Source organism: Mesorhizobium sp. CNPSo 4689 (assembly GCF_057784325.1).
Genome location: NZ_JBWLUZ010000026.1, coordinates 48,857 through 67,942 on the forward strand (window position 1 = coordinate 48,857; position 19,086 = coordinate 67,942).

The 19,086-nt window shown below is 64.2% G+C and carries 20 protein-coding genes and 2 tRNA genes; 11 read left to right on the top strand and 11 right to left on the bottom strand.

The genetic code is table 11. The annotated features are described in order from the left end of the window. The first annotated feature begins 127 nt into the window (after positions 1 to 127). The 3 genes from AC04SI_RS25225 to hdaA are packed head-to-tail and all read left to right on the top strand — an operon-like array spanning position 128 to position 2,563. Positions 128 to 685 carry a CDP-alcohol phosphatidyltransferase family protein gene (locus AC04SI_RS25225; RefSeq protein WP_404280980.1) on the top strand — a complete coding sequence of 186 codons (558 nt, stop codon included), beginning with the start codon at positions 128 to 130 and terminating at the stop codon, positions 683 to 685. Beyond that, on the top strand, positions 657 to 1,859 hold the full coding sequence (locus tag AC04SI_RS25230) for an AI-2E family transporter (RefSeq protein WP_404280983.1): 1,203 nt from the start codon (positions 657 to 659) through the stop codon (positions 1,857 to 1,859). The genes AC04SI_RS25225 and AC04SI_RS25230 overlap by 29 nt, the downstream gene beginning before the upstream one ends. Beyond that, complete coding sequence (gene hdaA, locus AC04SI_RS25235) at positions 1,859 to 2,563, top strand: DnaA regulatory inactivator HdaA (RefSeq protein WP_404280985.1); 705 nt, start codon at positions 1,859 to 1,861, stop codon at positions 2,561 to 2,563. Before AC04SI_RS25230 ends, hdaA begins: the two co-directional genes overlap by 1 nt. 276 nt (positions 2,564 to 2,839) lie before the next feature. Here hdaA and AC04SI_RS25240 read toward each other — a convergent pair whose 3' ends face one another. Further along, complete coding sequence (locus AC04SI_RS25240; protein WP_404280988.1) at positions 2,840 to 3,850, bottom strand: GlxA family transcriptional regulator; 1,011 nt, start codon at positions 3,848 to 3,850, stop codon at positions 2,840 to 2,842. 118 nt (positions 3,851 to 3,968) lie between these two features. On the opposite strand from AC04SI_RS25240, the gene AC04SI_RS25245 reads away from it, so the two are divergent. Next, entirely contained in the window at positions 3,969 to 4,793 is an 825-nt protein-coding gene (locus tag AC04SI_RS25245; RefSeq protein ID WP_404280991.1) for an alpha/beta fold hydrolase, read from the top strand. 123 nt (positions 4,794 to 4,916) lie between these two features. Here the strand turns inward: AC04SI_RS25245 and AC04SI_RS25250 are convergent, their stop codons facing one another. From AC04SI_RS25250 to AC04SI_RS25260, 3 genes are all read right to left on the bottom strand, one after another. Continuing rightward, positions 4,917 to 5,114, bottom strand: coding sequence for a hypothetical protein (locus AC04SI_RS25250; RefSeq protein ID WP_192181409.1), 198 nt, complete (start codon positions 5,112 to 5,114; stop codon positions 4,917 to 4,919). Positions 5,115 to 5,347: 233 nt separating this feature from the next. Beyond that, positions 5,348 to 5,424, bottom strand: a tRNA-Pro gene (locus tag AC04SI_RS25255). A gap of 113 nt (positions 5,425 to 5,537) precedes the next feature. Then, positions 5,538 to 6,704, bottom strand: coding sequence for a flavin-containing monooxygenase (locus AC04SI_RS25260; RefSeq protein ID WP_488475086.1), 1,167 nt, complete (start codon positions 6,702 to 6,704; stop codon positions 5,538 to 5,540). Between the two features lie 326 nt (positions 6,705 to 7,030). Here AC04SI_RS25260 and AC04SI_RS25265 point away from each other — a divergent pair, with 326 nt between their 5' ends. Continuing rightward, positions 7,031 to 7,336 carry an ETC complex I subunit gene (locus tag AC04SI_RS25265; RefSeq protein ID WP_006201534.1) on the top strand — a complete coding sequence of 102 codons (306 nt, stop codon included), beginning with the start codon at positions 7,031 to 7,033 and terminating at the stop codon, positions 7,334 to 7,336. Positions 7,337 to 7,393: 57 nt separating this feature from the next. After that, positions 7,394 to 7,470: transfer RNA gene (locus tag AC04SI_RS25270), tRNA-Arg, on the top strand. A 315-nt stretch (positions 7,471 to 7,785) separates the two neighbouring features. Here AC04SI_RS25270 and AC04SI_RS25275 read toward each other — a convergent pair. Together AC04SI_RS25275 and AC04SI_RS25280 are read right to left on the bottom strand one after the other, a co-directional pair. Beyond that, a complete protein-coding gene (locus AC04SI_RS25275; protein ID WP_246800961.1) occupies positions 7,786 to 8,061 on the bottom strand; it encodes a PilZ domain-containing protein in 276 nt (91 codons plus the stop codon). Between the two features lie 300 nt (positions 8,062 to 8,361). Next, positions 8,362 to 8,664 (bottom strand): DUF982 domain-containing protein, encoded by a 303-nt coding sequence (locus AC04SI_RS25280; RefSeq protein ID WP_488475073.1) that lies wholly within the window; start codon positions 8,662 to 8,664, stop codon positions 8,362 to 8,364. Between the two features lie 375 nt (positions 8,665 to 9,039). Here AC04SI_RS25280 and AC04SI_RS25285 point away from each other — a divergent pair, with 375 nt between their 5' ends. After that, the gene (locus AC04SI_RS25285) at positions 9,040 to 9,399 is read left to right on the top strand and encodes an ArsR/SmtB family transcription factor (protein WP_006201529.1); all 360 of its coding nucleotides are present in this window, start codon (positions 9,040 to 9,042) and stop codon (positions 9,397 to 9,399) included. Positions 9,400 to 9,621: 222 nt separating this feature from the next. On the opposite strand, the gene AC04SI_RS25290 is transcribed toward AC04SI_RS25285, so the two are convergent. The 5 genes from AC04SI_RS25290 to AC04SI_RS25310 form a co-directional block, all read right to left on the bottom strand. Further along, on the bottom strand, positions 9,622 to 10,428 hold the full coding sequence (locus AC04SI_RS25290; protein ID WP_436248469.1) for an ABC transporter permease: 807 nt from the start codon (positions 10,426 to 10,428) through the stop codon (positions 9,622 to 9,624). Between the two features lie 2 nt (positions 10,429 to 10,430). Beyond that, positions 10,431 to 11,264: an ABC transporter permease gene (locus AC04SI_RS25295; RefSeq protein WP_488475074.1), complete on the bottom strand. Its 834-nt coding sequence runs from the start codon at positions 11,262 to 11,264 to the stop codon at positions 10,431 to 10,433. Positions 11,265 to 11,288: 24 nt separating this feature from the next. Next, positions 11,289 to 12,401: an ABC transporter substrate-binding protein gene (locus AC04SI_RS25300; protein ID WP_488475075.1), complete on the bottom strand. Its 1,113-nt coding sequence runs from the start codon at positions 12,399 to 12,401 to the stop codon at positions 11,289 to 11,291. An 82-nt stretch (positions 12,402 to 12,483) separates the two neighbouring features. After that, entirely contained in the window at positions 12,484 to 13,575 is a 1,092-nt protein-coding gene (locus AC04SI_RS25305) for an ABC transporter ATP-binding protein (protein ID WP_488475076.1), read from the bottom strand. 104 nt (positions 13,576 to 13,679) lie between these two features. Beyond that, on the bottom strand, positions 13,680 to 14,567 hold the full coding sequence (locus tag AC04SI_RS25310; protein ID WP_404281012.1) for a LysR substrate-binding domain-containing protein: 888 nt from the start codon (positions 14,565 to 14,567) through the stop codon (positions 13,680 to 13,682). A gap of 82 nt (positions 14,568 to 14,649) precedes the next feature. Here AC04SI_RS25310 and AC04SI_RS25315 point away from each other — a divergent pair, with 82 nt between their 5' ends. The 4 genes from AC04SI_RS25315 (at position 14,650) to AC04SI_RS25330 (ending at position 19,048) form a co-directional block, all read left to right on the top strand. Next, positions 14,650 to 16,281, top strand: coding sequence for a zinc-binding metallopeptidase family protein (locus AC04SI_RS25315; protein WP_488475077.1), 1,632 nt, complete (start codon positions 14,650 to 14,652; stop codon positions 16,279 to 16,281). Continuing rightward, complete coding sequence (locus AC04SI_RS25320) at positions 16,268 to 17,200, top strand: dimethylarginine dimethylaminohydrolase family protein (RefSeq protein ID WP_488475078.1); 933 nt, start codon at positions 16,268 to 16,270, stop codon at positions 17,198 to 17,200. The genes AC04SI_RS25315 and AC04SI_RS25320 overlap by 14 nt, the downstream gene beginning before the upstream one ends. Before the next feature lie 136 nt (positions 17,201 to 17,336). Beyond that, the gene (locus AC04SI_RS25325) at positions 17,337 to 17,951 is read left to right on the top strand and encodes a cupin domain-containing protein (protein WP_404281016.1); all 615 of its coding nucleotides are present in this window, start codon (positions 17,337 to 17,339) and stop codon (positions 17,949 to 17,951) included. Between the two features lie 155 nt (positions 17,952 to 18,106). Continuing rightward, the gene (locus AC04SI_RS25330) at positions 18,107 to 19,048 is read left to right on the top strand and encodes an ABC transporter substrate-binding protein (protein ID WP_488475079.1); all 942 of its coding nucleotides are present in this window, start codon (positions 18,107 to 18,109) and stop codon (positions 19,046 to 19,048) included. Positions 19,049 to 19,086 lie beyond the last annotated feature (38 nt).

Here is a 19,086-nt window from a genome sequence, read left to right on the forward strand (position 1 = left end):
TTTGCCCCCGACAAAAGCGGCGTTCGGGTGAGCCGATCGCCAAAGTCGGAGAATGAGGAGCTTAGTTCTTGCGCCCACTCCACATCTCCATCATCTATCAACAAAACAAAAGCGACGGGGTACACTGTTGACCATCCCCAACATGATCACGATCATGCGCTTCGTGCTGGTGCCCGCCGTGGTGTTGGCCATGTTGCAAGCGCACTGGGGCTGGGCTTTTGCCGGCTTCCTTGTCGCCGGCATTTCCGACGGCGTCGACGGTTTCATCGCCCGCCGCTACAACCAGCATTCCGAGCTCGGCGCCTATCTCGACCCGATGGCCGACAAGGTGCTGCTGGTTTCGGTGTTCGTGGTCATGGGCTTCATCGGCGAGCTGCCGCTATGGCTGGTCGTCACCATGGTGTCGCGCGACGCGCTGATCATCTGCGCCGTGCTGCTGTCGACCGTGATGGCGCATCCGGTCGAGATGAAGCCGCTCTTCGTGTCGAAGGCCAACACCGCCATCCAGATCGTGCTGGCGGCGGTGGTGCTGGGCGAGCTTGCCTTCGACATCCATCTCGACCCGCTGCGGCCAGCGCTCATATTGCTGTCCGGGGTCTTGACCGTGGCTTCGGCCGCGGCCTATCTCGTGGGCTGGCTGAGGCATATGAGCGGCTATGGCGAAGGCTCCAAACCGGGCACCTGATCGAGGATCCATCGAAGCGGCCGCCGAGGCGGCGGCGGCCGGCGAAGTTGCGTCGCTGGCGTTCCGCCGCCAGATCTTCTTCTGGCTGGCCACCGCCGTGCTGCTGGCGCTGTTCCTCTATGTCTTCTCCAGCATACTTTTGCCGTTCGTCGCCGGCATGGTGCTTGCCTATTTCCTCGATCCGGTCGCCGACCGGCTGCAGCGGCTCGGCCTCTCCCGGCTGATGGCGACGGTGGTCATCCTGATTGCCTTCATCGTCACTCTGGTGCTGGCCTTCGTCATCCTAGTTCCGGTTCTGGCCACGCAGATGGCCGATTTCGCGGGCAAGCTGCCGGAGTATCTGACCCGGCTGCAGAGCCTGATCACCAGCTACGATCCGAAATGGCTGGAGCAGAAATTCGGCGTCAACGCCAATAGCCTGCGCGACGGGCTGAACTCGCTGCTGACCTCCGGCTTCGGCCTGTTGACCACGGTGTTCACCTCGATCTGGAGCTCGGGCGTGGCGCTGGTCTCGGTGGTCAGCCTGTTCGTGGTCACGCCGGTCGTCGCCTTCTACATGCTGCTCGACTGGGACCGCATGGTGGCGATCGTCGACAGCTGGGTGCCGCGCGACTATGTCCAGACGGTCAGGGCGATCGCCAGGGACATCAACACCGCCACCGCCGGCTTCGTGCGCGGGCAGGGCACGCTCTGCCTGGTGCTGGGCGCCATGTACGCGACCGGCCTGACGCTGACCGGGCTCAATTTCGGCATCCTGATCGGCCTGTTTTCCGGGCTGATCTCCTTCATCCCCTATGTCGGCTCGCTGACCGGTCTGGTGCTGGCCGTCGGAGTTGCCTTCGTTCAGTTCTGGCCCGACTGGATCATGGTTGTGGCGGTGGCCGCCGTGTTCTTCGTCGGCCAGTTCATCGAGGGCAACATCCTGCAGCCGCGGCTGGTCGGCAAAAGTGTCGGCCTGCATCCTGTGTGGCTGATGTTCGCCCTGTTTGCCTTCGGCGCGCTGTTCGGCTTCGTCGGCCTGCTGATCGCCGTGCCGGCCTCTGCGGCCGTTGCCGTGCTGGTGCGCTTTGCCATTGCCCGCTATCTCGAATCGCCGCTTTACAAGGGCCATGCCACCGAACCTGTCCCGCCGCTGCCGGCCAACCGCCGCAAGGGACCGCGTGGCCAAGCCTGATGGCTGACCAGAAAACCGACCCGCCGCGCCAGCTGCCGCTCGATCTCGGCCACGGCACCGGCTATTCGCGCGACGAGCTCGTCGTTTCCGGCACCAACAGCCAGGCCGCAGCACTTGTCGACCGCTGGCCGGATTGGCCTTCGCCGGTGGTGGTGCTGGCCGGCCCGGCTGGTTCGGGCAAGACGCATCTGGCCTCGATTTGGCACGCGCGGGCCAACGCAGTGGCGATCGAGGCAAACCGCATCGAAGACTGCATCGCCGGCCTCGGCGAAAGGCCGGCGCTGATCGACGATGTCGACAAGGCACGGATCGACGAGGCCGGCCTGTTCCACCTCATCAACGCCGTGCGCAGCGCCGGCTCGACTCTGCTGTTGACAGCGCGGCGTTTTCCCCTGGCCTGGGGTGTGGCGCTGCCTGACCTCGTCTCGCGGCTGAAGGCGGCGGCAACCGTCGAGATCCACGAGCCCGACGACCTCCTGCTCGCCGGCGTCATCACCAAACTGTTCGCCGACCGCCAGGTCGAGGTCGAGCCGCATGTCGTGCAATATCTGGTTCGGCGCATCGAGCGCTCGCTGGCGACCGCCATGCGCGTCGTGGAGCGGCTCGACCGCATAGCCCTGGAACGCAAGACCCCGATCACCCGCGCGCTCGCCGCCGAGACCGTCAGCGCCATGGACCAAGGGCAGGGCGAGTTCGAGATTTAGGTGGTTGACGGAAGGCTTCCCCTTCTCAGGGGGAGGAGAAGGCCATCGCCGCTGTCCCATTTCGGGATGCTATTGTTGGCATCCATCTTGCAATACCAGTTTGCCGGCTTAACCCCCGGTCCTGATTGCGTTCCAAATCAGGTTGTAGGCTCGCCAGGAGTTGCGGCGGTTGGGGTCCTCGCCCGGCGAGCTTGCCTTCTTGTGTCATCCGAATGGGCGTATCGATCCCGCCTCGGATGCTCAGGACGAGCCGGCCGACCAGGTCGCTGCCATACCTCAGCCCTCCTCCCCGGGCTGGCCCGCCCGCTCCACGCCATAGCGCCTGCGGTAGTCGCCCGGCACCAGCCCCGTTATCCTGGCGAACACCTTGCGGAAGGAGCCGGGGTCGTCATAGCCGACTTGCCACGCGATCTGGTCGACGGATCGCGTCGTCATTTCCAGCATGTCGCGCGCCTTGCCGACGCGCAGGTGCTGGCAATATTCGGTCGGCTTGAGGCCGGTGGCGTTGCGGAAGCGGCGCAGGAAGGTCCGTTCCTCCAGGCCGGCCTGCTCAGCCATCGAGCCGAGCGCGACATCGCGCGCGCCTCTTGCCTGCAGCCAGTGCTGCACCTTGAGGATCGCCTCGTCGCCATGGTTCAGTCGCGGCGCGAAGGGGCTGTAGAAACGCTGCTCGCGTCCCGGCGGATCGACCAGCATGAAGCGCGCCGTCGCCATCATGACCGCCGGACCAAGCACTCGGTCGACCAGCTTGAGGCCGAGATCGGTCCAGGCCATGTAGCCGCCGGCGGTGATGATGTCGCCATCGTCGATGACCAACCTGTCGGCGTCGAGCAGGATATCGGGAAAACGCTTCGCCAGCGCCTCGCTGTAGGCCCAGTGCGTCGTCGCCGCGCGGCTGGACAGCAGGCCGGTTTCGGCAAGCACGAAGGCGCCGGCGCAGACCGAGCCCAGCGTCGCACCCGCCGCGTGGCGCGCCCTCAGCCACTCGGCATAGGGCGCTGCCGCCTCGCGCGCTATCGGCTGGCCGAAGGTCGGCGGCAGGATGGCCATGGCCGGCCCGTTGTCGGCTGCGGGTCCACTGCCAGCCGGCTCGCTGTCGAAGCTGCGGATGACGGCATCCTCCTGCAATTGCCAGTGGCTGATGCGAAGCCGCGGCGCCTGTGTCGAGCGCGCCTGCGCCATCTGGTCGGCAAGCATGAAAAGATCGGTGAGCCCAAGCACGGCCGCCTGCTGCACGCCGGGATAGATCACGAGCCCGATTTCGATCGGATCACGCACAGCGGCCATCTGTCAGTTTTGCCTCGTTCGATGTCTGTTTTGCCAATCCTCACCATGGCCGAGCTTCTCTAGCTTGTCCACAGAAGGAGCGAACCTTCCCCGACAAACCAACTTCAGGAGCAGAACGATGAGCATATTCACCACCAGCGACGGCACTGAGATCTTCTACAAGGATTGGGGCGCGGGCCAACCGATCGTTTTCCATCACGGCTGGCCGCTCAGTTCCGACGACTGGGACAACCAGATGCTGTTCTTCCTCGGCAAGGGTTTTCGCGTCATCGCTCATGACCGGCGCGGCCATGGCCGCTCCTCGCAGACCGCGACCGGCAACGAGATGGACACCTATGCCGCCGACGTTGCGGCACTTGCCGAACATCTCGATCTCAGCAATGCCGTCCATATCGGCCATTCGACCGGCGGTGGCGAGGTGGCGCGCTACGTTGCCCGCCACGGCGGCGGCCGCGTCGCCAAGGCGGTGCTGATCGGTGCGGTGCCGCCCATCATGGTCAAGTCCGAGAGCAACCCGGGCGGCCTACCGCTAGAGGTCTTCGACGGCTTTCGCGCGGCCCTTGTCGCCAACCGGGCCCAGTTCTTCCGGGATGTTCCGGCGGGTCCGTTCTACGGCTTCAACCGCGACGGCGCCAAGGTTTCGCAAGGGGTCATCGACAATTGGTGGCGCCAAGGCATGATGGGCGGCGCCAAGGCCCACTACGACTGCATCAAGGCCTTTTCGGAAACCGACTTCACCGACGATCTGCGGAAGCTCGACGTGCCCGTCCTGATCATGCATGGCGGCGACGACCAGATCGTGCCGATCGAAGATTCCGCCCTGCTTGCGGCAAAGCTGGTCAAGCGCGGCACGCTGAAGGTCTATGAGGGCCTGTCGCACGGCATGTGCACCACCCATCCGGAGATCATCAACCCGGACCTGCTGACCTTCATCCGGAGCTGACGCGGCAGTGCTGATGCAGGCGTGGCGGCCACGACGCGGCCGCCTTTGGAGACAAATGGCCGCTTTGGCGGTCATGCGCGGCGAGAAAGACCTTCGCCGCGCCTCACTATCGAATCATGGAAGCTAGCGTCCCGATTGTTTTCTGGCGGCAATCGCGCAGAGGAAAGCCAGTGCGGCGGCGTCACATGCCGTGCGAGACGGACCTTTGGCGAAAAGAACCGCGTCCGCGGCTGGGATCGTCAGGCCATATTTTTTGGCGAAAGAGGTAACTTCGTATGGTTGATCGTCAGCTTGACTGCGTCTCTCGAACTCATATTCCATGCACTGTCTCCTCCCGTTCTACGACCCTGTCCCCTCCCTGGTCAGACGCAAAAATTTAACCACCGACGGCCGGCGCAAGTCCAGCAATTGGGAATTGTGCTAAAACGATACATTCTGAAATCGCGCTCCAACGGCGGTTGCAGGAAACCGCGCGGGGGATCGAACGGCAGGCATGGCAGCCGAGGCGACGGACCTGTCGTCATCGCCGGGATCGTATCGTTCGTGTAGGGAAATGGTCGGAGTGGAGAGATTCGAACTCCCGACCCTCTGGTCCCAAACCAGATGCGCTACCAGGCTGCGCTACACTCCGAGGCCTTGCGGCGTATAAGGTTCCGGGCCTTGCCGCGCAACCCCTAAAACGCAACCGCAACAAACGGCTGCGGCGTGACGGGTGCAAAGCACGCCGGGGTCGCCGCCCGCCGCCTAGCGCTTCTGCCGGGCGATCCTGCGGGCGAGCGCGTCGCCCTGGATGCGGGCATTGGAAAAACAGCCGCGGATGCTCGGCCGCATGCCTGTGAACCACAGGCCGGGTAGTTTCGGATCGCTGTCGGAACCGTTGAACAGCGGCACCCCCTTGCCGTCGAGCACGCCGAGCTTGCCGACCATCGTCTCCAGCCCGGTGCGGTAGCCGGTGGCGGCAATGACGACGTCGGGCGCGATCGTCTGGCCATTGTCGAGAATGACGCCGTCCGACGTGAACTCGCGCAGCTGCGGCACGACGATGATCCTGCCTGCCTTGATGGCGGCGGCGGCTCCGTCGTCGGCGGCGATCGCTGTGTAGTCGCCGGCCAGGCGGCTGGCGCCGCCCGAAGGCGACGCAGGCAGGCCAAATTTGGTGAGGTCGCCGAGGGCGAGCCGCTGTGTAGCCGCGATCACGGCGTCGGCGAGCCACACCGGCAGGCGCGCCAGCAGCGGCGAAAACCGGTGCACGGCGATCTTGCGGCCGATGCGCTTGGGCAGGAGTGCCGGGCCGCTGCGCGCCGACAGCCACATCTGACCGGGGTTCGCCCCGGCGAGGTGATTGAGCGCGTCGAAGCCCGAATTGCCGGCGCCGACCACCAGTACCGTCTTGCCGTCATAATCCCTGGCCGAGCCGAAATCCGCCGAATGGACAATCCGTCCGGCAAAGCCCTCCATGCCTTTCCACTGCGGAATGAAAGGCTGGCGGTCGCGCCCGGTGGCCACGACGACATGGTGCGCGCGCCGTGGGCCGGTGCTGGTCCGCACGATCCAGTGATCGCCGCCGGATACGATCTCGTCCACGGCGACGCCGAACGTGACCGGCAGCCGGTGTGTCTCGGCGAATTCGTTGAGGTGGCGGATGACGGCAGTTCGGTGCGGAAAGCCGGGCGTGCCGGTGGGGTAGGTGACACCCGGCAGCGCGGAAAGGTCGCGATGCGTGTTGAGATGCAGGTTCTCGTGCCGCCGGTGCCAGGGCTCGGCCAACCGGTTCTCGCGCTCCAGCACCTGCACCGCCACGCCGGCCTTGACCAGCGCGTGCGCGGCAGCGAGCCCGGCGGCGCCGCCACCGATCACGATCGCGCCGTCGAAGATCGCCGGTTCGCCGGTCCGCAAGGTTTCCGCCACCATGTCCGTCATTGTCATAACCGTGATTGCCACGCCAGTGTATCCGACATATGCCGCATGCGGCGCCGCGCCAACTCGACGCGGTCGAAAGACCGTCGTCTAGACGCGGCTGGAAACCGTCGTCCGCGCGGGTCGAAGAGCCGTCGTCCGACGTGATCGCCAAACCGTCATTCGACGCGGCTGCAGGACCTGTCGGCCTTGCCGCCGGCGCCATTGCACAGTAATGACGGGTTGGCGCACGACCCCGAGACCCTGAATCGGGTTTTTCGAGGGCAGGCGCCGGTTCAGGAGTGCCTGGAGCGTCCGCCCCAGGGAGCAACGAGGTGGTCATGTCCGCGCGCATTTTCAGCCCAGCCAAAACCGCGATGCAATCCGGCAAGGCCAAGACCGGACATTGGGTGCTGGAATTCGACCCGGCGCAGCGCAAGAAGATCGACCCGCTGATGGGCTACACCACCTCGGGCGACATGCTGAGCCAGATCAGGCTGACCTTCGACACCAGGGAAGAGGCGGTAGCCTATGCCGAGAAGGAAGGCCTCGCCTTCCGCGTCGAGGAACCGAAGGAACCCAAGCGCCGGCAGATTTCCTATGCGGAGAATTTCCGCTATGACCGCAGGACGCCCTGGACGCACTGACCGGCATTGCCGGGCAACGCCCGGGCGTGAAGACATCAGCCGGCACGGCCGGCCAGCGGTCCCGTAGCTCAGTTGGATAGAGCACCGGCCTTCTAAGCCGATGGTCACAGGTTCGAATCCTGTCGGGATCGCCAATATTTCAATGACTTAGCGATTGTGCGGCGAGCGTGTTTCAACTCGGCCGGCGCAGAACTGGAAGCGGTTAGCTGGAAAGTTCACCTGGCCAAGGCGTGTTGAGATTCAGGTCAGGCCGGCATCACCTTAATGCAGATAGCCCAGAAGCCACAGGATGATGATGACCGGTATCGGAATCCCGATGAGCCAAAGTAGCGCTCCTCGTAGCATGATGTCCTCCTTAGCTTGCAGGAGGGAACGCGCCCCAACTGGCTTGGTTCCGCGAGCGTCATCGGCCCGCTTTGGCTGGTGAGGCAGCAGAGGCGCGTGATGGGTCAAACGTCCGGAGAGCCACCATAGAGCTGCACCCCAAGTCGCTCGCTTCTCCTCCACCGGACGACGGCGCGATAGGTGGCGCCGTCAGCTTGTATGTGAAGCACAAAGCGATCCGGTATTTTCACGCCGGCAGCGACGCGCAATTCAGCTCCATTTTCGTGCTGATTTCTAACGGAGCAGCCTATCTCGGCGTCCTCCGTTGTGATGGTCGCTTCCTTCAGCACAATCTCTCGTGCATGAAGGCGCCGCTCTTTGCGGGGTTCAGACGGGTCCATTCGATACCTCACTTCTCCCGGAAATCCTGCAGCCCCAAGTCTTCCAGCTCTAAGTCTTCCAGCCCTAGTGTTCCTCGCCTCGAAGATGCTTCACGCGGCCGCTCGGACCGTGGCAGGCATGCTCACGCATCGGACCTCATGCAACTTGAATTTCAATTAATATCGTAGAGCTGTTTCCATTCCGTTAGCGGTCGCTAAAACGTTTGCGGAACCTTCCGGCCCCGGCCGCCGTTCTGGTCGGCAGGCAGAACCAACGACAGCGTGCGACGGCGCTGAACGCGGCAAGCGGGTTTGCTCGGTCTACTCGACCAGCACATGCGCCTCACGGGCTGCGCCGACAAACGCATCCATGGCCGCATCGGCGGGAAGATCACCACTCATGGCACGGCGGCAGGCGCGCAGCGCCGAGCCGTGTTGCGCACTGCCGGCGTCACGCCATTGGCCTGTCAGCAATTCGATTGCCTGCTGTGCATTGGAAATGTGCCGGATCGAGCCCGCGATGCCCACCGAAACCGCAACCGGCCTCGAAAACCATCCCTGGGTCATGGTAAAACCCTTGCTGTTATGATCCACCAAAACGCACCATGCGGCACTAGGTTTCATCGCCGCGTCTCAACTGGCCGTGAACTGCCCGTTGACGCTGATTTCTCCCTTGTGGCTGTCGCGAAACATGCGGCGCACTGTAAATGCGGCTCGAAGAACTCGTTATATTCTTGCTGAAAGAGCGTGGCGCTGGTACTTGTTGGCGGCGCAGATTCAAAAATATCGAATCTGCGCCGGCTTGCGTAACGGATAAAATCGCGCATGCTGTCCCGGCCATGATCCCGAATGGTGGCAACCTGTTTCGAGAAGGATCATGGTCAAACGAGAAGCAGAGCCCCGTCCCGTAAAATGGGATGGTTAGCTCAGGCAATGCTCTGGATGTCTGATGCCATTGCCCCCATGGCGTTCGGAAGAGCAAGGCATATGGGGAAATAAATGGTCTCGAAGCAACTTACTTCCAACGCCGAAACAGCGGCCGCCTTCCTGTCCGTAATGGGCAACGGCAAGCGGCTTTTGATTATGAACTATCTGGCCGAGGGCGAATTGTCGGTCGGCGTTCTCGCCGATAAAGTCGAGCTCAGCCAGTCCGCGCTCTCGCAGCATCTTGCCAAGTTGCGGAGGTTCGGCATCGTCGAAACCCGCCGCGACCGGCAGATGGTCTACTATTCCTGCAAGTCGGCCGCCGCGCGCGAACTGCTCGCTTTGCTGGACGGCTTGCTGGCAAAGGAGAGGCCGCTCGCGGGCCGCCATCAGCAGTACGTTACCGAAAGGCAGCGCCGGCCGCAGGCAGCCTGAGGGCGGGACGCCGGTATCCGCCGGGCACAGCCTGTGCCCGGCGACGCGGCCTTAAGGCCCGTAGCTGGTGGTCAAGGCGGACGGCGTTGGGTCGGGAACGCCACCGCTGTTGAGGTGTTGTCGGCACTGCGGAGATGATCGGAATCATCGACAGCGCGGCGGTCGCCGGGTCGATGTTGTCGCGTGGCACGCCATGCGACGCGCTTTGGAGCAGTTCCAGGACTAATGCCCGCCGCGTTGCCTGGCCACGACGCTGCGCACCGCCAGCACCAGCACGGTGATGATGATCAGGATCACCGAGAGTGCTGCGATCGCCGGGTCGATGTTGTCGCGCAGGCCCATCCACATCAGCCGTGGCAGCGTAATCGCGTTGACCGACGTGATGAACAGGGTGACCCCGATCTCTTCCCAGGACAGCACGAAGGAGAGCAGCGCGGCGGTGACGATGCCGAACTTGATGTTGGGCATGATGATGCGCGTGGCGCGCTCCCACACGCTGGCGCCAAGGCCACGCGCGGCAAGGTCGATGCGCCGGTCGAGCTGGCTGAGCGAGACCAGGATCAGCACGGTGGCGAAAGGCACCGTCATCACCGAATGCGCCATGGCAACGCCGAGCCAGGTGTCGTAGCCGAAGAACGAGCTGAAGCCTGAGATGGAGGTGAGCAGGAAGTAGAGCGTGATCGCCGAAACCACCGGCGGCACCACCATCGGCAGCAGAACGAAGCCGACAAGTGCGGCGGTGAAGCGCGGCTGGAACATCCAGACGCCGAGGCTGAAGCAGAGCGCCAGCACCGTCGAGATGGCGCTGCTGACGATGCCGATGCGGATCGAGAGCAGGATGGCGTCGATCCAGCGCGGATCCTCGATCAGCGCCCGGTAGTGGCGCAGCGACAATTCGCCCGTCGGCATCGCCAGCATGCGGCTCGGCGTCAGCGACACCGGAATGACGGCCAGCAGCGGCAACAGCAGGAACAGCGCCACCAGCACGGCGAGGATCAGTGAAGCGGGTCCGGGACGATAGGTCGGCATGGCTACACCAGCTGCTTCGGCCGCACGTAGCGGAACAGCAGCGCCATCAGCGCGCCGACGAACAGCACCAGCACGACGCTGATCGCCGCACCCAGGCCCCAGTCAGGGCTCTGGAAGATGCGCAGATAGATCAGCTCGGCGATCATCACGCTGCGGCCGCCGCCGAGGATCGCCGGGGTGACGAAGAAGCCCAGCGAAAAGACGAAGACGATCAGAGCCGAGCCGATGATGCCGGAGCGCGTCATCGGCACGAACACCGACCAGAAGGTGCGCATGCGGCTGGAGCCAAGCCCGCGCGCCGCCAAAAGCACGCGGTCGTCTAGGCTGCGCATGGCAGATGCCAGCGGAAACACCGCGAAGGGAATGAGGAAATGCGTCATGCCGACGATGACGCCGAATTCATTGCGCACCAGCGCCAGCGGCTCGGAGATGAAGCCGATCGATTGCAGCCACGTATTGATCAGGCCGCGATTGGACAACAGCGCCACCCAGCCGAAGGCGCGCGTCAGCACCGAGATCCAGAAGGGAACGAGAATGCAGAACTCGGCGACGACGCGCTGCACTGGGCTGCCGCGCACCCAGACGACGGTGATGGCATAGGCCGCCGCCACCGACACCAAAGTGACGATCAGGGCGATGCGCAGCGTGCGGATGAACACCGACTGCACCAGCGGGTCGGCGGCCAGAGCACCATACTGCCCGAGCCCCGGCGTCGGCAGCGTGACGCTCCATTTGACCACGCCAAGGAACGGCCAGGCGTAGGCCAGCACGAGAAACAGGAGCAGCGGCGCCATCAACAGCGCCGCGCCCATCCTGTCGGAGAGGATGCCTCTCATGTCGATCCGATGATCCCGGCCCGGTCAGGCCGAGATGATCTTGGTGTATTCGTCGAGCGCCGGCCCGTAGTTCTTGGCGTACCAGTCCATGTCGAGCGCGATCTGCTTCTTCATGTTCTCGGGGTCGACGGGATTGATGCGCTTCTTGTCGGCCGGGATCAGTGCGTCGGCGGCCGGATTGGCCGGGCCCTGTCCGAGCTTGTCGAACATGACGAGCTGCTTTGCCGGATCCTGCGCGCTGGCGATGAACTTCATCGCCGCTTCCTTGCCGCCGGGATTGCCCTTGAGCACGGCGAGCGCGCCGGGCGAGATCAGGCCCTGGTCCCAGATGAACTTGATCTTGCCGCCCGAGTCCTGCTCGATCAGCGAGGCGCGTGTCGACCAGACGATGGCCATCGAGGCTTCGCCGTTGAGCAGCACGCTCTGGCTCTCGGCGCCGCCGCCCCAATAGGCGACGACGTTCTCCTTGAAGGCGGCGATCTTGTCATGCGCACGCTTCAAGTCGAGCGGGTAGAGCGAGGCCGGGGCGATACCGTCGGCCAGCAGTGCTGCTTCCCAACTCGACACGCCCCATTTGTAGAGCGAGCGCTTGCCGGGGAATTTCTTGACGTCGAAGAAATCGGCCATGCCGGTCGGCGCGTTGCTGCCGTACTTTTCCGAGTCGTAAGCGATCACATAGGAGAAGAAATAGGTCGAGGCGGCATATTCCCAGCCAAAACCCTCGCGCATCTTCTTCTTGTCGACGATGGCATAATCGATCGGCTCGAGAGCGCCCTGGGCGCCGAGCGTGATGGCCGAGAACGGGTCGACGTCGACCAGGTCCCAGGTCGGCGCGCCGCTCTTGAACTGCGCGGCAATCGCGCCTTCGGTCGGGCCCGAGCCATCCATCTTGACGGCGATGCCGGTCTCCTTGGTGAAGGCCTGGCCGTAGGCGGCGTCATAAGCGGTGATGGCGTCGCCGCCCCAGTTCACCAGCACCAATTCCTTGGCTTGCGCGAAGGCGCCGGTCGAGCGCAGCAGCATCGGCGTGCCGGCCAGCACCAGCGCCGCCAGTTGCGTGAACTGCCGGCGCGAGATCTCGCCGCTCCTTGCCCTGGCGGAGAGGGATTCGATCGCATTTCTCTTGGTATCGTTCATGTTAGTTCCCCTTTTTTCGTTGGTCGTTTCGGTAGTTGGCGCAATCCCGGAATCATCGCTCGAGGATTCGTCGCCTTGGTCGTCATCCTCCATCCGGAAGCAGGAAACCTTTTTCCGCAGGCCAGGTCAGCCAGACGGAATTGCCCTTGCTGAGTGCGGCCGCCGCAACCTCGTTCGGCACCGAGACCGTCACCCTGGCGCCCTGGCGCGTCGTCAGGTCGAGCCTGGTCGCCGCACCCAGATAGGTGGAGGCTATTGCCGTGGCGGCAATGCCGTTCTCGCCCACCGCCGCCTCGCGCGCGATCGACATGTGCTCGGGCCGGATCGCCAAAATGGCGTTACCGCTGACCGCGTCGGCATTGCCGCGCAGGCTGACGGCGCGGTCTTCGCAAAGCCCGACAGCGCCATTGTCCGCAGCGCGCACGCCCTTCAGCGGCAGCATATTGATCTCGCCGAGGAACTCGGCGACGAAGCGGTTGGCCGGCCGGTCGTAGACTTCGTCCGGCGCGCCGACCTGCAGCAGTTTGCCATGGTTGAAGATGGCGACACGCGACGACAACGCCAGCGCCTCGCTCTGGTCGTGGGTGACGAAGACGAAGGTGGTGCCGGTTTCCTGGTGCAGCCGCTTCATCTCGGCCTGCATCTGGCCACGCAGGCTCTTGTCCAGTGCCGAGAACGGCTCGTCGAGCAGAAGTACGCCCGGCTCGAACACCAGCGCGCGGGCCAGCGCCACGCGCTGCTGCTGGCCGCCGGAAAGCTGCGCCGGCAGTTTTGTCTCGTGGCCCCTCAGCCCGACGCGCTCGATCATCTCGCCGACACGGCGCTTGATCTCGGCGGCCGATTTCTTGCGCACCTTGAGCGGGAAGGCGATGTTGGCCTCGACCGACATATGAGGGAATAGCGCATAGCCCTGGAACACCATGCCGGCGGCACGCTGCTCGGCCGGCCGCTCGGTGATGTCGACGCCGTCGCTGAAGAGGCGGCCGTCGCTCGGCTTCACGAAGCCGGCAAGGATCATCAGGAAGGTGGTCTTGCCAGAGCCGGAAGGCCCGAGCAGCGTCAGAAACTCGCCGCGGCCGATATCGAGCGTCAGATTGTCCAGCGCACGGAACGAGCCGAAGCTCTTGCCGATCCCGATTGCCTTGATCTCTGCGGCCCGGCCGGGTTGCTGCATCCTGCTTTCGTCCTCACTCGGGTTGAAATCGTAGGGCAGGGCGCTGCCTCACCGCAACCGAATAGTTTTCGCCTGATCGGCAAATTTGATTCATCTATCGTGAGTTAGAGTCGGTTCTCCGACAGCTTCGACCTCAGCCAGCCCCCAAACGCCTCCAGCACCGGATGGCTCGCCTTGGCATGTTCGGACACCAAAAAATACGAGCGCGGCGATTTGATCGCGATGTCGAAGGGGCGCACCAGGCGGCCTTCGCTGAGTGCCCGGCGGCTGGTCAGTTCGTCGCCCATGGCGATGCCCTGGCCGGCGATCGCTGCCGAGAAGACCAGGTTCATGTCGGAGAAGAAGATGCCGCTTTCAGTGTCGGGGTTCTCCACCTTCGACAGCGCCAGCCAGCGCGCCCAGTCCTCGGTGTCGCCGAGATGGAGCAGATTGGCGCGCAGCACGTCGGCCGGCTTGGAAAAACCGCCAACCTTGTTGAGCAGCGTCGGGCTGCACAGCGGCGTGAACGAGATCTCGCACAGCAGCTCGGCCGCCCGGTTCGGCCAGTTGCCGACGCCGAAGGCGATAAAGGCGTCGGCGTCCGGATTGCTGACATCGTCGAGACGCCGCGGAGTAAGGATGTGCAGCGCGACGTCCGGATACATCTGCCGGAACTCGCCGATGTGGGTGCATAGGAACAGCGAGGCGAAGCCCGGCGTGCAGGAGACGCTGAACGAACCGCCGACGCCGGTGCCGGCATGGCGCGTCACCGCGTCGCCGAGCACGGTGAGCGCCTTGCGCACGTCGCTGGCATAGCGCTGGCCGCGCGGCGTCAGCGCCACGCCCTTGCCGATGCGTTCCAAAAGGTCGAAGCCGAGGTCGCGCTCGAGCAGCCGCAACTGGTGGCTGACGGCGCTGCGGGTCAAGTGCAATTCGTCGGCCGCGCGCCACACGCTGCCGTGGCGGGCGAAACTGTCGAGGGCGCGCAGCGCCTGGGTGGAGGGTATTCGCAAGAGGCCTCAGGTGAACCGAATTTGCATGAGCCGGGAAAACATATCACTTTTTGGAAAGCCGCTTCACTGCTTTCTTTGAGGCATGGAGAAACCGGTGACGACCTCGGCGCAAGCAACCGCGCTTGCCTGCATCGACGGCATCCAGCCGCTGCTGTCGGTGTGGACGCGCACCATCTTCGACTTCGGCGAGACCGCCTGGCGCGAATACCAGTCGGCCGCCTGGTATGTCGATCGGCTGAAGCGCGAGGGCTTTTCGGTCGAGGAAGGCTCGGGCGGCATGCCGACCGCGTTTTGTGCCCATTGGACGAACGGTGCGGGCCCCACCATCGGCATGTATGCCGAATATGATGCCGTGCCCGGCAATTGTCAGGACGCCGCGACGGTGCAGCGTCCGCGCCCCGGCCTCGGCCGCGAGGCCGGCGGCCACACCGATCCGCATTCCGGCCTCGGCATTGCCAGTCTTGGCGGCTTGCTCGCCACCAAGGCGGCGATGCAGCAGCACGACATTCCAGGCACGCTGCGCTTCACCGGCGAGCCTGCGGAAAAGGTGAGGGGATCGAAGCCGATCCATGCGGCGAAAGGCTATTATGACGGTCTCGCCGGCATGATCTCCTTCCACCCCTTCTACATGCTGCCGCTCTGCAACACGGCGCGCTGGGACACGCATTGTGGCGCTGCCTACGCGATGATCTACCGTTTCATCTGCGACCGGCCGGAGCGCTGGGCGAGGCCGGCCGGCGGCGCGGCCCCCATCCCGCAGTCGCATTCCGCGATCAGGGCGCCCGGCGCCAACGACGCGCTGATGATGATGTACATAGCCTCGAAGGCGCTGCGCGATTCCATGCTGCCGCACCAGGGCGGCTGGTCGATCAGCGAGGCGATCCTGACCGCCGGGCAGGCAACCGCCGACAATCTGCCGGCGGGGCTCTCCGAGATCCAGTACATGATCCGCGTGCCGACGCTCGAGATGGCCGAGCAGGTCACCGCCGTGCTCGACCGCAACGCCGAAGCTGCCGCCACGATGAGCGGCTGCCGCTACGAGCGGCATTTTGTGTCGAAGTCGCGGCCGGGGCTCGCCAACCACGCCATGGCCGGCATTGCCTATGAGGCGCTGTCGGCGGTCGGTCCGCCCCGCTGGGACGAAGACGCCAAGGCGGTCGCCCGCGAGATCCAGGTCAATGCCGGGCGTATGGGAAGCGACGAGCCGTTCATCGACGAGCTGGAGCGGCTGATCGAGCCGCAGGCGGCGGAAGCCATCCTGCGCCGCGACCTGCCGCCTTCGCAGGTGAATTCGACCTCCGATGACTACACCGACATGTCGTGGCATGCGCCGACGGCGCGTTTCTATGTCGCCCGGCCGGCGCTGCGCTCGGAGACCGGCTATCCCTATCCGTCCTGGGTGATGAATGCGCTGGGCGGCATTCCTGCCACCATCGACCCGATGGTCATCTGTGCGGCGAAGACCATCGCGCTTTCAGCCCTTCGCCTGGTGGAAGACAAGGCCGCCCGTGATGCGGCGATGGACGAATTCGTCAGCCGCACCGGCGGCGGTATCGGCGGCTCGAACTGGCTCGCGCCGCTTTGCGACTACGAGCCGCCGATCAACTTCCGCTGGCCGGAATATGTCACCACGCCGCGCGGCCGCGACTGGTGGATCCCGAGCAATCAATCATCCCAAACCGCCCCACGAGGAGAGCCCCATGACCGTCCATGACCGCATCGTCGCCGAACCGTTCTCGCTGCAGCGCCGCAACCCGGCCGGTGGCACCAAGCCGCTGACCGCCTGGGGCTTCGCCAACGAGACCGACGTCCTGACCGACGTGCTGCTCGGCTCGCCGAATTTCCTGCGCCATCTCTCGACCAGCTCGCTGTCGCGCAAGCATCTGCGCGAGGCGCCCTGCAACGTCCAGATCGCGCAGGCGCAGCACAAGGACCTGATCGCCGCCTATGAGCATTTCGGCGTCAACATCCACTGGCACGAGCCGACGCCGGAACTGCCGATGCAGGTCTATTCGCGCGATTCCAGCGTCATGACGCCTTACGGCGCCTTCATCACCGCCATGGCCAACTGGTGGCGGCGCGGCGAGAACTATGCCGCCATCCGCACCTATGAAAAGCTCGGCATCCCGATCTACGACATGGTCACCGCCGGCACCTTCGAGGGCGGCGATTTCAACGTCATCGAGGAGGGCGTCGTGCTGATCGGCTGCGGCGGCGCCCGCACCCAGGAAGAGGGCGCCCGTCAGGTGCAGGCCTGGTTCGACAAGGAAGGCTGGGAAACCCGCATCGCCTTCATCGACGAATATTACGTCCACATCGACCTGATGGTGGTGCCGATCGCCGAGAAGCTGACGGCAGTCTGCCTTGCCTGCACCGAGCCTGGCATCGTCGACTGGCTGAAGGGCAAGGGCCACGAAATCATCGACGTGCCCTTCCAGGACACGATGGCGCTCGGCTGCAACTTCATGTCGCTGGGCAAGGACCGGGTGATCGCGCCGACCTCCAGCCAGTCCCTGATCGGCCAGCTCAGGGCGCGCGGCTTCGAGGTGGCGGCGATCGACATGAGCGAGATCTCCAAGACCGGCGGCGGCATCCACTGCATGGCGCAGGCGCTGAAGCGCGAGCCGGCCTGAAGGGGCAGACGCTCTCGCTTGCCTGCCGGGGCTGTGCTTCTGGTCCGACGCGTTGTTCCATTTTTCACAAGATGGACAACGCGTTTGATCGGTCTTACGCTTTCAGCCGAACCAGTGGAGACGTTCGCGGCCCCCTATGAACAAGGTTGATATCAGCAGCAAGGGCAGCGACGAGCGCTCGACGGCCACCAGCCTTTTGCGGCTCGGCACACGATTGAAGCTCTCCCGGCAGACGCGTGGCCTGACCTTGAAGGCGCTCGCCGCCGCCGCCAACTGCTCCGAAAGCCTTCTGTCCAAGGTCGAGAACGGCAAGGTCTCGCCCTCGCTTCCCATGCTTCACAGGCTTGTCGAGGTGCTCGGCACCAATATCGGCTGGATGTTCGAGGAGGCCGACGGCGAGGAGGGCATCGTCTTCAGGGCCGGAGCGCGGCCGTTGATCGCGCTCGATCCTTTGCGGCGCGGCGAGGGCATTTCGCTCGAGCGCGTCATTCCCTATTCGCCGGGCCATCTCCTCCAGTGCAACATCCACCATATCGAGGCCGGCGGTGAAAGTGCCGGACCGATCCAGCATGCCGGCGAGGAAGTCGGCTATGTGCTCGAAGGCTCCATAGAACTGATGGTCGGCGAAAAGACATTTCGCCTGTCCGCCGGCGATTCCTTCGTTTTCGATTCCGAACTGCCCCACTGGTACCGCAATGTCGGCGATGAACGCGCCAGCATTTTTTGGGTGAACACGCCGGCGACATTCTGACGAGCGACATTCTGGTTTGGCGAGCCCCATTTCCCTTCGCTGATGCTAATTCAAGTCACTTGACAAGAAATCAAGTATCTTGAATTATGCCGTTGCGCTCAGGCGCCAGGTGAGCCCGATCAAGGGCCTTTTCCGCAAAACCAAGGGGAACCGGAATGCGTCTTACCAAGATCCTTTCAGGCTGCGCCGCAGCCGTCGCCATGACCCTCGCCCTCGGCTCCGCCTCTGCCATGGCCGAGACCTATGCGCTCGTCACCATCAACCAGCAGGCGCTGTTCTTCAACCAGATCAATGATGGGGCGACGGCTGCCGCAAAGGCTGCCGGCGTCGACCTCGTCATCTACAACGCCAACAATGTGCCGAGCGCCCAGAACGACGCGATCGAGAACTACATCACCCAGAAGGTCGACGGCATCATTCTCGTCGCCATCGATGTCAACGGTGTGAAGCCGGCGATCACCGCGGCCAAGGCCGCCGGCATTCCGGTCATTGCCATCGACGCGCAGATCCCGGACGGCGACAACGTCGCCTTCGTCGGCGTCGACAACACCAAGGCCGGCGAGGACATCGGCAAGTTCTACGCCGAATACGTCAAGACCAAGCTGAACGGCACCGCCAAGATCGGCGTCGTCGGCGCGCTCAATTCGTTCATCCAGAACCAGCGCCTCGACGGCTTCAAGAAAGCCGTCACCGACAGCGGCCAGAAGGTCACGTTCCTCGACACGGTCGATGGCCAGAATGTGCAGGACGTCGCACTGTCCGCCTCCGAAAACCTGATGACCGCCAATCCCGACATGACGACTCTCTACGCGACCGGCGAGCCGGCTCTGCTCGGTGCGGTTTCCGCCGTCACCAGCCAGGCCCGCACCGGCGACGTCAAGGTGTTCGGCTGGGACCTGACCAAGTCGGCGGTGCAAGGTCTCGAAGAGGGCTGGGTGGTCGCTGTCGTCCAGCAGGATCCGGCCGGTGAAGGCAAGGCTGCCATCGAAGCTTTCGTCAAGCTCAAGAAGGGTGAGAAGATCGAGCCGATCATCAATGTTCCGATCACCATCGTGACCAAGGAAAATGTTGGCCAGTTCAAGGACATGTTCAAGTAAGATCTCCCAAGACCGCCGGGCTGCGCATTGACCTGAGG

Excerpts from the sequence above, each read along its gene's own strand:
- AC04SI_RS25260 (WP_488475086.1), bottom strand. The coding sequence starts at position 6,704 with ATGGTGGCGGAAACCTTGCGGACCGGCGAACCGGCGATCTTCGACGGC.
- AC04SI_RS25295 (WP_488475074.1), bottom strand. The coding sequence starts at position 11,264 with ATGAGAGGCATCCTCTCCGACAGGATGGGCGCGGCGCTGTTGATGGCG.
- hdaA (WP_404280985.1), top strand. The coding sequence starts at position 1,859 with ATGGCTGACCAGAAAACCGACCCGCCGCGCCAGCTGCCGCTCGATCTC.
- AC04SI_RS25250 (WP_192181409.1), bottom strand. The coding sequence starts at position 5,114 with ATGGAATATGAGTTCGAGAGACGCAGTCAAGCTGACGATCAACCATAC.
- AC04SI_RS25300 (WP_488475075.1), bottom strand. The coding sequence starts at position 12,401 with ATGAACGATACCAAGAGAAATGCGATCGAATCCCTCTCCGCCAGGGCA.
- AC04SI_RS25265 (WP_006201534.1), top strand. The coding sequence starts at position 7,031 with ATGTCCGCGCGCATTTTCAGCCCAGCCAAAACCGCGATGCAATCCGGC.
- AC04SI_RS25315 (WP_488475077.1), top strand. The coding sequence starts at position 14,650 with ATGGAGAAACCGGTGACGACCTCGGCGCAAGCAACCGCGCTTGCCTGC.
- AC04SI_RS25330 (WP_488475079.1), top strand. The coding sequence starts at position 18,107 with ATGCGTCTTACCAAGATCCTTTCAGGCTGCGCCGCAGCCGTCGCCATG.
- AC04SI_RS25290 (WP_436248469.1), bottom strand. The coding sequence starts at position 10,428 with ATGCCGACCTATCGTCCCGGACCCGCTTCACTGATCCTCGCCGTGCTG.
- AC04SI_RS25275 (WP_246800961.1), bottom strand. The coding sequence starts at position 8,061 with ATGGACCCGTCTGAACCCCGCAAAGAGCGGCGCCTTCATGCACGAGAG.
- AC04SI_RS25230 (WP_404280983.1), top strand. The coding sequence starts at position 657 with ATGGCGAAGGCTCCAAACCGGGCACCTGATCGAGGATCCATCGAAGCG.
- AC04SI_RS25305 (WP_488475076.1), bottom strand. The coding sequence starts at position 13,575 with ATGCAGCAACCCGGCCGGGCCGCAGAGATCAAGGCAATCGGGATCGGC.
- AC04SI_RS25245 (WP_404280991.1), top strand. The coding sequence starts at position 3,969 with ATGAGCATATTCACCACCAGCGACGGCACTGAGATCTTCTACAAGGAT.
- AC04SI_RS25285 (WP_006201529.1), top strand. The coding sequence starts at position 9,040 with ATGGTCTCGAAGCAACTTACTTCCAACGCCGAAACAGCGGCCGCCTTC.
- AC04SI_RS25280 (WP_488475073.1), bottom strand. The coding sequence starts at position 8,664 with ATGAAACCTAGTGCCGCATGGTGCGTTTTGGTGGATCATAACAGCAAG.
- AC04SI_RS25240 (WP_404280988.1), bottom strand. The coding sequence starts at position 3,850 with ATGGCCGCTGTGCGTGATCCGATCGAAATCGGGCTCGTGATCTATCCC.
- AC04SI_RS25320 (WP_488475078.1), top strand. The coding sequence starts at position 16,268 with ATGACCGTCCATGACCGCATCGTCGCCGAACCGTTCTCGCTGCAGCGC.
- AC04SI_RS25325 (WP_404281016.1), top strand. The coding sequence starts at position 17,337 with ATGAACAAGGTTGATATCAGCAGCAAGGGCAGCGACGAGCGCTCGACG.